Raw genomic sequence first — 14,865 nt, 5'->3', positions numbered from 1 at the left:
ATTTGTGTGCTGTTGACCTGATCAAAATTTGGACCACCTGAATACTGGCTTTAACATCCTACGGATCCAAAAAGCAACGATAGTGCCAGCAGTCCATGAACTGCGATTCTGTAAGTAATCCATGTACTGATCACTGATCATATAGGTATTCGTGGAGGTAGGACTCTTTAGACCGAACTGTTCCCATTTGGCTGGATCATTCGAACCAGCGAGCCTTGCTAGCATATTCGCCGACTCTTTAGCTATTTTAGCCGGAATTTGTTCAAATGCTTCGGTGATATATTTATGGAATTCATCCATTGGATTCTGATTAGTAAGGCTCTCCAGATGAATGCTTTCCCGCATATAAGATGCGTATGCTAGATGGTCAGCCCAGAACTCGTCGATATAAAAAAGGCGAACCCGCTGCTCCGCAGGACTCATCGGTAGATCCCCATTTAGTATGGAGAACCTTTCCTTATGTAGAATTCGTCTCTGATCTTCTATCATATCCGAATAATGGTTCAGTTCTTGCTGAAGATCGAAGTTTTGCCCCATCATAACACGCTGAATATGCTCTAATTTGTTGTGTACTATCGGCGCATTAAGAACCCCATCTTGCTTAGGCACCCGAATCGCATCATGAATGCCGAATTGAACTAACAAAACATCCTCTAAACTTACATAAAAAACAGAATCCCCAGGGTCTCCTTGGCGACCAGAACGTCCTCTCAGCTGGTTATCTATCCGCACACTTTCATTTAAGTGCGTTCCAATCACATACAGTCCACCCAATTGAACAACTCTTTCAATCTGAGTAGGATCGCCTCCCCCAAGTCGAATATCGACACCACGTCCTGCCATATTGGTTGACACCGTTACAGCGGCAATTTCTCCGGCTCTGGCAATAATTTGAGCCTCTTTCGCATCATTCTTTGCATTCAAAATATGACAATCTACGCCCGCAACAGTTAGTGCTTCCGCTAGCTTGTCAGACTCTTGAACGCTTGAAGTACCTATAAGTATTGGACGCCCCGTTGCATGAACCGTCACAATTTCTTGCACCAGTGCTTTGAGTTTGGCTTCTTGGTGTGTGTATATTCTATGTGGATGATCGATTCGTTTATTGGTTTGGTTAGACGGGATCTCTACAACCTCAAGTTCATACATCCTTTTAAATTCCATGCTGGAAGCGAGCGCCGTAGCCGTCATTCCGCTAATTCTAGGATACAGACTAATAAAGTGTTGGATCGTAATCGTTCCAAGGATCTTCCCGCCAGTTTTTGATTGCAGTCCTTCCTTGGCCATAAGTGCCGTTTGCAGTCCTTCAGGTAAGTATCGATTCTCTGCCACACGACCCGTAAATTCTTCAATCAGCTCTATTCCACCATCCCTGACAATGTAATCGACGTCTCTTCTTAACAACGTTTCGGCATGTAACGCACAATTTAATGATGTTAACAAATGACTGTTATGGCTGTCGTATAAATTGCCACATTCAAGCAATGACTCTGCTCTTGCTGAGCCTGCTTCATTTAAATATACGTTACGTTGGAATTCGTCGAAATGATAATGCTCTAATGGCGCGAGCTGTCGAACCACTTCAGCAAATCGAGTGAAGTCATCGCTAGAAGTATCTGACGCGCCACTGATAACTAGTGGAACCCTCGCTTCATCAAGTAGTAACGAATCTGCCTCATCGATAATAACGTAGTGGAAAGGACGATGAACCAGTTCGTCTTTGGATAATGCAATGGTATCCCGCAAGTAGTCAAATCCGGCTTCTTTAGCCGTAACATACGTTATATCCTTGGCATAGGCTTCACGTTTCTCGCTCAGACTCATACCCGCTTGAACCGAACTTACTGTTAAGCCTAGAAAACGATAGATAGGTCCCATCCACTCCGCATCGCGATGTGCTAAATAATCGTTAAACGTCAGCACATGAACCCCATGACCAGTCAATGCATTCAAACAAGCGGGCATCACAGCAGATAAGGTTTTCCCTTCCCCGGTTTGCTGCTCGATCAGTACGCTCTCATGTAGTGCGATCGCAGCTATTATCTGCACATCATATGGCTGCATATCAAGCTGTCTCCTCGAGACCTCACAGACCAATGCATAGAGATCAACAAGTAATTCCTCTAAGACTGTGCCCGATTTAGCCTTTCTTTGCAATTGAAGAAATTCAGCTTGTAACTGTCCATCGTCCCAGGCTTCTAAGTCCTTTTCTCTAATCAAGTTAACGATGCTTCGGTAGCCTTCCAGCCTATGTCTGGAATCACGGTCTTTGAACTCTTGTACCAACTTGACGACGGTATTTAGCACATTCAGGCCCCCTTGGCAAAACGACATGATTCGATGATGATTAACGTGAGTTAAATTAGAGCGCTGCAAACGCATTTATTTATCTACTCATCCTTTAACCGTCGCTCATATAGAATTACAGATACAATTGTTAAACCAACCGTCCATAGTAGAATAATGATCAGTGGTTTCACTAGTTCTTCCACCGTATAGCCCGTAGGAGAGATACTTAATAAATGTACTAGCTGACTACTTGGCATGTAATCCAGCACTTTGAACATCGCAAATCTCTCATCTAATAACACCCTACCTGGTGCTGCTGTAAATACAATCGTGACAGGAATGATAGATAAAGATGCTTCGAGCAACGTTCTGGAGAACAAACCACATATCGTTCCGATTGCTATGTATAACATAATCGATAAAATGAATGCGACTAAAGTAACCCAGAAATTGGCTGGCTGATAACCAAATATCAATGTAGCTATAGTTAGAACAACAAAAGACATGACAAAAACGAGTACACTTTTGCCGATTAAAATATCTGTAGTTGTGGACGGAGTCATCATTAACGAACGCAAAGTGTTACGTTCTTTTTCTTCCGCAATCAGGCACGCTTGAACAAAGCATGTTATTAATACAAACGAAATATTTAAAAGAAAACCGAGCGCTTCTGGAGCTGATGAACCTATCTCACGAAAAACCAGTGCGAGCATAATGGGAACCATCAACGTGATGGAGATTGCATAATTACGTGAAAACTCTTTGTAATCCTTGATAAATATCGCTTGAATACGTTTCAATGAGATACTCATAGTAACTCACTTCCTGTCAGTTTGATAAAGATCTCGCCAAGACTTGGCTCTTTCGTTTCTATACGATCAATTAATGCTTGTTTCATCCAATCTGCAATGAGATTAGCTGTTTGTGCATTCATTGGAAGTTCGAACGATTCTCCATTTAATAAATCGACAGATATGACGTTTTCCCGATGTTGTTTTTTTAGCTCCTTGGGCATTCCAATGGTTTGAATCTTTCCTTTATACAAAATCGCTATACGATCACATAACAATTCAGCTTCAGCCATGTCATGTGTTGTTAGAAAGATCGTTGTTCCTTTTTCGTTTAAGTACCGTAGCCCTTTATAGATATGTAAAGAATTCACTGGATCTAAAGCAGAGGTAGGTTCATCCAAAAATAATAATTCCGGCTCATGGATCACCGCACATGCCAAAAGAACACGCTGACGCATTCCTTTCGACAAGAGATGAACCTTTTTATTGCGTTCTCCACTTAAGTTCACGAATTGCATTACTGTTTCAATCGACGAAGGAGAGAGATCATATAACTGACGATATAACTCTAGATTCTCCTCTACTGTCAACCTCTGATATAGCCCACTATTATCGGATAATATACCGAAACGCATCTTCTGAGCAGACTGATACATCATCGATGCCGACTGGTTAAACACCTTAGCCTCTCCACTGGTCGGGGTTAACTGCGCAGTTAATATCTTCATTAATGTTGTTTTTCCTGAACCACTTGGGCCAAGAAAACCAAAAATTTCACCTTTGGGAATAGAAAAAGAAATATCTGATAATGCGTCTTTATCACCAAAACTCTTTCGAATATGCTCGACTTGAATTATGTCCATTCAGATCACTTCCTCAATGTTGATGTCTTCAGCATATAAAGATTACATGCCATCGACCATCAAAACTCGCTGAAATGTAGCTGTTCGCTTCTGAATGGTACCCATATGGGCTAAATGGATTCTTTATTTCCCCGGAAATCAAATACTGAGATGTGCTTTTAATTCTTGTAATTTGGAACGAGATAATGGGACTACCGCATCTTCGCCTGTATTTAATCTCAAGCTATAGCTATTCTTCGTCCAGGTAATAATCTCTCTAACTTTTTGTAGGTTCACGATGTAGGAACGATGACATCTAAAAAATCCGAAATTCAACAATCGCTGCTCAAGCTCGCTTAACGTCAGAGCACAGACAAAACCTTCTCCACCAACATGGACAAGAATCGAACCATTCAGACTTTCTATATAATCGATTTCAGGCGGGTTAAATAAGATAACTTTGTCATTCTTTTTCGTATAAATTTTCTGCAGAGTGATGTTCGAGGGATCTGGTTCCTGTGCCCCCTGTTCATCCACTTCTGTATCACGAATGTCCAGTGGATGAAATCCCGCTTCGTTCAGACGATAGATCGAATCACAGGAGATCATGGCATCCTCTAGATTGGATGTCAGAATCAATATTTGCTTCTCTTTTGCAAGATCATCTAAAATGCGCTTGAAATGACGACGATCTTCCTCTTCCAGATAAAAGTAAGGTTCTTCTAATACTAGCGTAGGCTGATGTGCAAAAAATACGCGCAGCAATGTCACATACATCCTTCTGGATGAGTTTAGATTCTTAATCTTCACTTTCCGCTCTTCATTTAAGCCAAAATAATTGATTAAAGTAGCAACACGATCCGTCCTTTCCGTTACCCGGATTAGAAACGTAATTAGCTCTTCTACCCTCAGATTCATGTATTCGCCCTGTTGTACTCGAAATAAATGATACTGCGTATGATCGACCAATTGATCCATCAAAAGTTGCTTTCGTTTCAAGTCGGTTATAACACCAACCAATGGATTGTTTTCCAGATTGAGCTCGATCTTTGGTATCGTTAATTTTCCATGCGTGTAGATTGGTTCAAATTGCATAATACCCTCCAGATCAATATTCCATAAATTATGTAAACCCTTATCATTTCAATTTTAGGAGTCTACTTACCTAGTTCCATATCAAAAAAAGGCCGACTAATATAGATCATTTAGTCAACCTTCACTTGTTAATCTGCTGTGTGTCTTGTGTAAATGGAGTCCTATCTACTTGTCTTCGCCAAGCATAGCTTTGAATTTAAGATTATTACGCTGTAAGTTACGCATTGCTACCATCAAAATCACGACAGGTGTGAGCACAAACCATAATTGTTGTACAATCAACAGCAACGACAGGAGAATCAACCCCGTCCATACCATGATTTCGATAATTTCATGTTTTTGCAGCACCCGCTTAAAGCCTTTGCGAGAAACAAGAGATATGAAGAAGTATACCAGCACACAGCACAAGACCAACATCGTTATTCCACCTAACAATACGATGATTCCAGACAAAAGATACATTTCTTAGTTCCCGCCTTATTCCGCATCTATTCCCCCTATCTTACCAATAAAATAAAAATTCTACCATCTGCTTTGACGTTTATGTTTATTCCATATTCTTTTTTGCTTGTTTTCTCCTATACGTTGTCATCATACTAATCATAGGCACCAGAATACCTGTTATAGGTAAGGCCAAAGCCCAACTTTGATATCGAATGGCTTGCACAATGACAAATACGATGGATAGAACAAGGAGAATCTGTATAATTTGATAACGATCTAAAGAGTGCCTCCAGATTTTCCTAGCCACATATCCGATCAGAAAATATCCAATCAGACCGTAAAAGGCAATCATGCCTAGTATCGTAAGCAGCACTATTCCTGTGTTCACACCCATGCCTCCTCTCAGAAGAAGGGATTACATCCGTTACATTAATAATTACATCACTTCTCCTCACTGATTACCGTCGCATTATAGATAACAATACGTTTACCATCCAGATCAAATAATACTTTATTGCCATACTCCGTATCTTGTAGATCGATTTTGCCCTCGTACGTATGGATCAACTCACCCGAATCGCTGTACACTTTCACTACACGTTCAAGACCACCCGCATTATTCGATCTCATCGTTTTGAGTGCACGTTCTCCAGAAGCGGTATTGAAATACCATATGAAGCACCCCACGATAATACCTAGTACAGCTAAAGAAGTAACCCATACTCCCGTTTTCGCTTTTCTACTCATCATGTGATCCCCCCCATTATGCGATGTCTACTATCTAATTTAATACGAGTTTGTCTGGATACGGTTTCAATGGAAAAATGTTCGTCCGCCTTAGCCTACACCTAAAGAAAGAGGCCTCCATCGGATGGAGACCTCTTTACTACTTATTTTGATTAAAGTGAACGAATTACGAATTCGAATTCCAATTCACCATTGGATGCAATTCGGTACTCTGGATGAACCGGTGCTCCCCAGCTATCGTCACCGCCGACACCCATTTGTTTACCAGCAACAGTCACGACAGTATAGTGCACAGGAGGCAACTCATACGCGTGTTGTGCATTTTCCAACTCAAATGCTGTATATGGAGAAACGTTGAGTTCAACCGGAGCAGAAGCTGCTTCGATTTTGAATCCACGTCCCGCATGATCCGTTACTTTTGCCCAGCGTACGCCTGTACGATTACCGGACTCCTGTGGAACAAGGTAAGGAGCAACTGTATCCGCAACAGTACTTGCATGGATACCCAGACGCGCGCCGAAAGCACGGTCAGCATAGTTCTCTTCTGGTCCGAGTGCGAGCCACTCGACATTGCTGAATTCTGGTGATGTTTTGAAGGACAGTGCATGGATTGGAAGCTCAGGCAATCCCGCTGTTCCTTTGTATGTGTTATGCACATGCACACTTCCATCATTACGTACGGTATAAGCAACCTTCACTTGCACATCAGCGGAGATGTTCAGCTTATAAGTGAATTCAATACGGTACGCGTTGGATTGCTGTTCTGCTTTCCACTCTACACATCTTGGCATCAAACTTGCTGCATACCATGCGCCAAGCTCGAAGCCCATTGCTGTTCCTTTGTCATTGTCTGTCGTTGCACGCCAGAACAATGGCAGTGGAGGTTGAGCAATCGTTTCACGTCCTGAGAATTGAAGTGATACGAGTGTTCCAAAAGCTTTGGAGAACAAGACATGTGTCTGTCCAACACGTACCCCGATGTGAACATCGCCTTCTACCACACGAATCTCATGAACTTGATTTGCATCAACGGAAGTAGTCTCATTTGAGCTATTCTCTTGTTGGAAAATAAATTGTCCGAATGCAACCTCTTCTCCTTGGTCTGCCCACAATGTAGCAGATTTCAGAACGAATGCTGTATTCACAGCATATTCAGCCGCGGATAGTCCTTCCACATCAATTGGAAGGTTCACCACCGTCTCACTTTGCGGTTGAACATTCACATCTAACGTACCACGAACGACTTCATGACCTTCGCGCTCCAAGCTGTAAACCAGTTCAAGTGCAGATGTATCTGCGAACAGATTATCATTCACAATTTTAACCGCATTACGATCTGGGAAGAGCTTAATGTTTTGATACAGGAATTTAACCTCCTGCATTTTAGCAGTCACTTTACGGTCTGCATGTACAATGCCGTTGCCACAGAAGGAATAGTCTGAAGGACGATCTCCGAAATCTCCACCGTAAGCAAGGAATTCTTTACCATAACGATCTTTCTTATATACGGATTGATCAATGTAATCCCAGATGAAGCCACCTTGGTACATTGGATACTTGTCTTCTAGCTCGGTGTATTTATGCATACCACCAATGGAGTTACCCATAGCATGCATATACTCACAGCTAATATACGGCTTGTCTGGGTTAGCGTTAAGGAACTCCTCAATGTCAGCCGGCTTCGCATACATGCGTGATTCCATATCACTTGTATCGTTGAAGCGACGATCATGGAAGACACCTTCATAATGAACCAGACGTGTTGGGTCAGCAGATTTAAAGTATTGGGATACTTTATAGATCACTTCACCACCATGGGATTCGTTACCGCAAGACCAGATAATAATCGACGGATGGTTTTTATCTCGTTCAACCATGGAGATTGCGCGATCCATAACGATATCATGCCACTCTGGTTTGTCACCTGGAATAACCCAAGAAGGCTCAACCGCACCAAGTTTCTGCCAAGAACCGTGTGTCTCCAAGTTCATTTCATCAATAACATACAGTCCGTATTCATCACACAGCTCATACCACAGACTTTGGTTCGGATAGTGTGATGTACGTACAGCATTCATATTGTTCTGTTTAATCGTACGAACATCCCATAACATATCTTCCTTCGTCACAGCACGTCCACGACGCGGGTTGAACTCATGGCGATTCACACCTTTGAACACGATGCGTTTACCATTGATGTGCATCACTTTGTCAATCATTTCAAATGTACGGAATCCAACAGCCTGAGGAACGACTTCAACCAGTGCTCCATTGGCATCATATACACGAATATAGAGACGGTACAAGTACGGAATCTCTGCACTCCACAGGTTCACTTTACCGATCTCTTCACGAAGGCTAACCAGCCCGTCTTTCACATCGGATGCGAACGTTTTGACTGTGTTTCCTTCTGCATCACGGAGTTCAGCTTCAATCTTAGCTCCTGCAGCCGCTTGACCTTCAAGCTTCAGATTAACCTGCAACGTACCATTGGTGTACGTTTTGTCCAGATCGGTGCGAACATGTACATCGCGAACATGAGCAGCAGGTACGGTGTACAGATACACATCTCTGAAGATACCGGAGAAACGCCAGAAGTCTTGATCCTCCAGCCAGCTACCTGTACTACGTTGGTAAACTTCAACCGCTAGCTTGTTCTCACCGTCCTGAAGGAATGGTGTAAGATCGAAGTCTGATGGTGTAAAGCTATCCTCACCGTATCCTACGAATTGCCCGTTAAGCCACACATAGAATGCAGACTCTACACCTTGGAACGAAATATATACAGGGTTGTTCTGCCAGCCTGTTGGCAGGTGGAATGAACGAATATAACTTCCGACTGGATTTTTGTCTAGTGGCAATGCTGGTGGACGCAGTTCATTCAATCCATCCCATGGATACTGAGTATTTACATATTGCATCTGACCGTATCCTTGAAGCTGAATATGGCCTGGAACTTCAATATCATCCCAACCCTCACTGGAGAAGTCGGACTTGTAGAAAAACTCAGGACGGCTGTCTGGACGAACCGCATAGTTAAATTTCCAGGTTCCGTTCAGATCATAACGCATGTTCATTTGACCTGAAGTAACAGCTTCTTCCATTGTTCTATAGTACCGGTGATCAGAGTATGCATGAAGACGGTTCACCTCAAATACACTAACGTCTCCCAACCAATTGATATCTGCTTGTGTTGCTTTCATCGGCTCTCTCTCCCTTTAGAACGAAAATTTGCTTGTTTTATATACTCTCAACACAACTATTTCCATAAACAAACAGAAAGACAGAGGCACGCCATCTCTGGCGTCCTCTTCCCTCTTCTTGCACTCTGTCCATATTGGACAGCTTATGCTGTTTTCATTATTTAACGGAACCAACCATACCTGCAACAAAATGTTTCTGCATAATGAAGAATACGATTGCTGTAGGCAGTGTTGCGATAACAATCGCTGTCATGATTACTCCGTAATCAGGAGCATAACCTGCACCGAGGTTGGAGATCAGCAATGGAATGGTCTGTTGATCAGGTGTCTGTAACACAATGAGCGGCCACAGATAGTTATTCCAGCTGCTCATGAACGTAATGATTGCAGCTGCTGCATATGTTGTTTTCATTGTTGGCATGTAGATCTTCAGGAAGATCCCAAGTTCACTCAGACCATCAATACGACCAGCTTCCAGCAGATCTTTCGGGAACATTTTGGTGTTCTGACGGAAGAAGAAGATCAGGAACGCTGTTGCAATCGTTGGCAGGATAACAGCTGCCATCGTGTTAATTCCGATAACTGGAGTAACTCCAGAGATCGTTGCGAACATACGATATAGTGGTACCATGATCGCTGCAAATGGAATCATCATGGACAACAATAGAATATTAAACACGATATCACGGGACTTCGTGCGATATACTTCGAAACCATAACCAGCCATGGAGCCGATTAGCAATGCAAGCACAGTGGAGATGATTGAAATCAGAGCTGAGTTCCCCAAAGCCTGCACTAGATTTGTCGAATCAAGCAATTTGCTGAAGTTATCAAGGAAAGCTGAACCTGGCAGCAATCTACCCTTCGTTACATCAACTGATGCATTTGTTGCACTGACCAGCATCCAGAAAAATGGGAAAATGGATACAAAGGCGACGATGGATAAGAACACGTATGTGAAAATCCGTTTTGCTTTAGCTTTAGCCATTTTTATTATCACCTGCCACTTTAAACTGGATAATGGACAAAATAATGATCAAAATTACGATGGAATACGAAACTGTAGCTGCATAACCGAAGTCTGGTGAATATTTGAACGAAAGGTTGTAGATATATTGTGAGATCGACATGGTCGCATTACCTGGACCACCTTTGGTAATATTCATAATCTCATCGAAGATTTGCAGTGTACCAATCGTTGATGTGATCGATGTGAAGAGGATAATCGGTTTAAGCAAAGGGACAGTAATTTTGAAGAATTGAGTGAATGCATTAGCTCCGTCAATTCTTGCTGCTTCATAGATCGATTGATCGATGTTTTGCAAAGATGACAGATAGAAAATCATATTATATCCGGTCCAACGCCAAGTAACGGCGATTATGATCGTAATTTTAGCCCAGAACGGGTCTGTAATCCATTGAATAGGATCGCCAATAATGTGCAAGCCCATTAATGCTTGGTTAACCATACCGTCTGGAGCAAACAAATATTTGAATACAACAGAGTAAGCTACAAGTGAAGTTACACAAGGCAAGAAAATCGCTGTACGGAAGAAGCTCCGGAAGCGCAATGTGCTGTCATTCAGCAATACGGAAATAAACAAACCGAGAATAATCATTACAGGAACTTGAATAATCAAGTAAATGAACGTATTGAATAATGCTGTACGGAACGTTGTATCAATGAACAATCTTTTGTAGTTAGAAAGGCCCGTAAATTCAAGATTGGCTCCTACACCAGACTTGAAAGATAAGAGCAGCGCTTGGACCATCGGATAGAAGTAAAATGCAACAATTCCGACAACAGCCAGCAAAACAAAAGCCCATCCAGTCAAATTATTTTTCTTTTGGAGACTGTCTCCTGTATTCATGGCTTTCACAGTATGGCTCCTCTCTCTCCATGGAACATGGGTAGAACCCACAGAGCCTCTCGCCGTGTCCGGTTCAGTTCAACTTGTGCCGGACATGGGAGATGGCTCCGATGTTTCATTGGGTTCTATAAGTTACCTTGGATATCTTAGTTAAATTGTGCTTCAGCTTGTTTTTGTGCATCCGCCAGAACGTCGTCAATCGCTTTGCCGTTCAGGAAGTTTTGCATTTCAACAACCAGGATATCTTCGATTGCATAAGTGTTGATACCATAGTTTACGCTTGGAATTTCTGTAGTCCATTTAGCGAAATCAGTGAAGATTTTTTGTCCACTGAAGAACTCATCTGCTTTAGCATAAGCATCGCCATCAACTGCTGGTTTGTACGTACCGATTGCACCGATGTTGTTCAACAAATCTTGATACAATTGTTTGTCAGAACCAAATGTTTTTGCCACAAAGTCAGCTGCTTGATCTGCACCAGGAACGTCCATTACATACCATGAGCTACCACCCAAGTTTGTTGCGTGTACAGAGTTTGGTTGACCAGCCATTTTCGGCATAGGAGCTACAGCCCATTGGCCAGATTGGGAAGCTTCTTGACGGATAGATGGTGAAATCCAGTTACCAGTAGGAACTGAAGCTACGCTACCATTATTCATGTTTGCAATGAATTGGCTCCAGTCAGAGTGCAATTTAACAATGTTTGCATCCATCATCGCTTTGTAAGTCGTGAAAGCTTCTTTCAGAGCAGCATTGTTTGCCAGGTCAGGTGTTTTACCATCTTCTGCTGAATACCATTTGCCTGCTGTTTGAATCATCATACGAATGATTCCGAGGTCATTTGGATCAAGAGAAAGAAGTTCTTTACCTGTTTTTTCTTTTACAGCTTTACCAATTTCGATGTAGTCATCCCAAGTGATGTCTTGCAAGTCAGCAGCTTGGTAACCTGCTTGCTCAAGCAAGTCTGTTCTGTAGTAAAGACCTGCAACACCAGAGTCAAATGGAACTCCGTATTGTTTGCCATCAAAAGCTGTTGGTCCGAGTTTGTAATCTGCAAAATCGGAAGCTGTGATGTTGGAAGACAAATCTTTGAACGCATCAGGGTATGCATTCAGGAAGCTTTGCGCACGGTAGTCTTCAATCAGAACGATGTTTGGAAGACCGCTGCTTGTCCCGGAGTTAAGTCCAGTGTTCAGCTTTTGAATGATGTCCGCTTGCGCGTACTCAATGATATTTACTTTCAAATCAGGATTTTCTTTTGCATATGCTTCTTTTGCAGTTTCCATTGCTGCAACGTTAAATGCTTTGTCCCAAGCCCAAATTGTGATTTCGTTTGCTTTCTCGTCACCACCACCAGCTGCAGAACCTCCGTCACCGCCGGATGAACATGCGGACAATAACAATACTGTAGCGAGCATCAATACCCACATTTTTTTCAAATCATTCAACTCCCCTTCGACCTCTTTGTGTGTAAATTTGTTTGCGTTTTCTGAAAGCGGTTGCTTCCGATGTATTCATCTTATCATTCCCATATCTTCATTCGTTAGTAATAATTTTGTACGGATTTGTCATCTTATTACCACAATGAAAACCTTTACAGAAACCGCTTGCACTAAATTTAGTTTTTTGTAATTTCTTTTGATTTTGTAATTTTTCAATCTAGATATATTACAAATGTGTATTTTCATTTTAAATAAAGCATATAAAAGCCCCTCATTCTCTAACGCTTCCAGAGAACGAGGGGCTTCAGACAACACTGCGAGATAGCAATGATTCTATTGATTAAACGCCATTTATTCAGTTCGTAATCAAAGGAAGAGTAACGGTAACTCGTGTTCCTTCTCCCACATTACTCATAATCGTGACACCATAGGGTGCCCCATATAATAGCTCGATCCGGTCGTGTACATTACGAATACCAATACCACTGAATAGTTGACGGTTATTTTTCGGGTTAGGTAACGTCTCGCCCATATTAAGCCCTTCGATCCCGTCACCATTGTCCATAATTTCGCAGATAAGTGATTCGCCTGCTCTAGAGACCAGGACATGAATTGTACCTGTTTCCTTCTTGATAAATCCATGGAAAAAGGCATTCTCGATAAAAGGCTGAATGACGAGCTTAGGTACATGATAGTGATTACAATCAGGAGCCACATAGAAGGCTGCTTTGATCCGCCCTCCATATCTAACGTGATTGATGAAGACGTAGTTCTTCAGATTCTCCACTTCTTGTTCGACTGTGACCGTCTCACTTACATCGCTGATCGTATTCTGTAGCAGTCCAATAAGTGCATTAATCGTTTCTGCTGCGCGATCCTTATTGCCCTGCTGCACTAGGACTTTGACAGAAGCGAGTGTGTTGTACAAGAAGTGTGGGTTAATCTGGCTCTGTAAGGCCGCAAGTTCTGCATTACGCTGATCTCGTTGTGTCTGTACTAACTGATCCACGTAATCATGGAGTTCATCAAGCATGTAGTTATACGCATGACCTAGTTGCTTGCTCTCGTAACTACCACTTACCGGGATATAGTTGTCGAGATCACTCTTCGTAATGTTGGACATCTGCTTCACCAATCTACGCAGAGACTTGGTAATCTGACTTGTAATCAGGAATACCAGAATTAAGGCACCTACTACAATAGCAGCACAGATAAGAGCTACGGTCTTCATATCGATGAGTTGACCCATAGCGAGATCTTTATCCACCACATTAACCAGGTAGAATCGATAGAAAGGCAGATACTCGGACAAAATGATGCTATCCTGTCCCATTACACGTGCATTAATGTTTTTGGAGGAACTTCCGTTCATCTCCTGAGCGTAAGACAGCAACTCCTGCTGTGTTGTTCCGATCCAATCCTCCCGATTAGAAGACACGATCTCGCCTTTTTCGTTCATGATGACGACATCATTACCTCGACTTGTAAAGCTGGCATAGAACTGCCGGAACGCATCTTCCCTCATAGTGACATACACCGTTCCGTAGATCCGACTCCGCGTTCGATCTGTCAGTGCCTTTGTAGCAGCGATCATCTGTTGTTTGCCATAATCCGTGTCATTGAGAAAATCATCAAAAATAAGGCGACTTGGTGCTTCTGCTGCTTTCACAGTAATCGGCTCCTGCTTCAATTCATCCACTGACATCTGGAGATGAGCACGATTGGTGGAATAACTGCGCCCATTAATGCCTATGATTGTAATCCCCACTTCGTATGACTCCGTTATAGATTGAACACGATTCATGATCTCCCGCATATTATAGAACGATTTGGCCATGGAGATGGAATCTCCATCTCCCTCGGACAAGAATCCTCGGATCGCCCCACTTTGCGTTACATTATTGGCTACAGCCGCAATCGCATCATTAAAGGATTCAAAATTCGTTTTAATCTGACTAAGCACCTTCGAGTTCGTGATGCTAAACGTATCTGTAAATAAGTTGGTTGACATATGAATGGTCGTCCACAGAATAAGCACAGAGACCAGAACGATGCTGACGACCATTACTAGAAATAATTTAGGGAATAATCCCAGGCTCGATAAACGATTCATCCATTTCTTCATGATCTAATCCTTCTGA

At 42.3% G+C, this 14,865-nt stretch carries 12 protein-coding genes; all 12 read right to left on the bottom strand.

Annotated features, from left to right (window positions below; translation table 11 throughout):
• Positions 1-21: 21 nt before the first annotated feature.
• On the bottom strand, positions 22-2,307 hold the full coding sequence (locus J2T19_RS06505; RefSeq protein ID WP_307214208.1) for a preprotein translocase subunit SecA: 2,286 nt from the start codon (positions 2,305-2,307) through the stop codon (positions 22-24).
• 83 nt (positions 2,308-2,390) lie between these two features.
• The gene (locus J2T19_RS06500) at positions 2,391-3,101 is read right to left on the bottom strand and encodes an ABC transporter permease (RefSeq protein WP_307214207.1); all 711 of its coding nucleotides are present in this window, start codon (positions 3,099-3,101) and stop codon (positions 2,391-2,393) included.
• On the bottom strand, positions 3,098-3,943 hold the full coding sequence (locus J2T19_RS06495; RefSeq protein WP_307214206.1) for an ABC transporter ATP-binding protein: 846 nt from the start codon (positions 3,941-3,943) through the stop codon (positions 3,098-3,100). Before J2T19_RS06495 ends, J2T19_RS06500 begins: the two co-directional genes overlap by 4 nt.
• Before the next feature lie 138 nt (positions 3,944-4,081).
• A complete protein-coding gene (locus tag J2T19_RS06490; RefSeq protein ID WP_307214205.1) occupies positions 4,082-5,017 on the bottom strand; it encodes a LytTR family transcriptional regulator DNA-binding domain-containing protein in 936 nt (311 codons plus the stop codon).
• 165 nt (positions 5,018-5,182) lie between these two features.
• Positions 5,183-5,479: a hypothetical protein gene (locus J2T19_RS06485; RefSeq protein ID WP_307214204.1), complete on the bottom strand. Its 297-nt coding sequence runs from the start codon at positions 5,477-5,479 to the stop codon at positions 5,183-5,185.
• An 85-nt stretch (positions 5,480-5,564) separates the two neighbouring features.
• Positions 5,565-5,849 (bottom strand): hypothetical protein, encoded by a 285-nt coding sequence (locus J2T19_RS06480; protein ID WP_307214203.1) that lies wholly within the window; start codon positions 5,847-5,849, stop codon positions 5,565-5,567.
• Positions 5,850-5,902: 53 nt separating this feature from the next.
• Positions 5,903-6,208 (bottom strand): hypothetical protein, encoded by a 306-nt coding sequence (locus J2T19_RS06475; protein WP_128101358.1) that lies wholly within the window; start codon positions 6,206-6,208, stop codon positions 5,903-5,905.
• A 152-nt stretch (positions 6,209-6,360) separates the two neighbouring features.
• Positions 6,361-9,411 (bottom strand): beta-galactosidase, LacZ type, encoded by a 3,051-nt coding sequence (gene lacZ / locus J2T19_RS06470; protein ID WP_307214202.1) that lies wholly within the window; start codon positions 9,409-9,411, stop codon positions 6,361-6,363.
• 157 nt (positions 9,412-9,568) lie between these two features.
• Positions 9,569-10,399, bottom strand: a complete 831-nt coding sequence (locus J2T19_RS06465) for a carbohydrate ABC transporter permease (RefSeq protein ID WP_145046219.1) — start codon at positions 10,397-10,399, stop codon at positions 9,569-9,571.
• Positions 10,392-11,282, bottom strand: a complete 891-nt coding sequence (locus J2T19_RS06460) for a carbohydrate ABC transporter permease (RefSeq protein WP_056701149.1) — start codon at positions 11,280-11,282, stop codon at positions 10,392-10,394. Before J2T19_RS06460 ends, J2T19_RS06465 begins: the two co-directional genes overlap by 8 nt.
• Positions 11,283-11,428: 146 nt before the next feature.
• Complete coding sequence (locus J2T19_RS06455; protein ID WP_307214201.1) at positions 11,429-12,721, bottom strand: ABC transporter substrate-binding protein; 1,293 nt, start codon at positions 12,719-12,721, stop codon at positions 11,429-11,431.
• A gap of 358 nt (positions 12,722-13,079) precedes the next feature.
• Positions 13,080-14,849, bottom strand: a complete 1,770-nt coding sequence (locus tag J2T19_RS06450; protein WP_307214200.1) for a sensor histidine kinase — start codon at positions 14,847-14,849, stop codon at positions 13,080-13,082.
• Between the last annotated feature and the right edge of the window lie 16 nt (positions 14,850-14,865).

The sequence above is a fragment of the Paenibacillus tundrae genome (genome assembly GCF_030812775.1).
GTDB lineage: Bacteria > Bacillota > Bacilli > Paenibacillales > Paenibacillaceae > Paenibacillus > Paenibacillus tundrae_A.
Note: the sequence above shows the minus strand (reverse complement) of the source record. Positions and strands in the feature narration are given on the sequence as shown.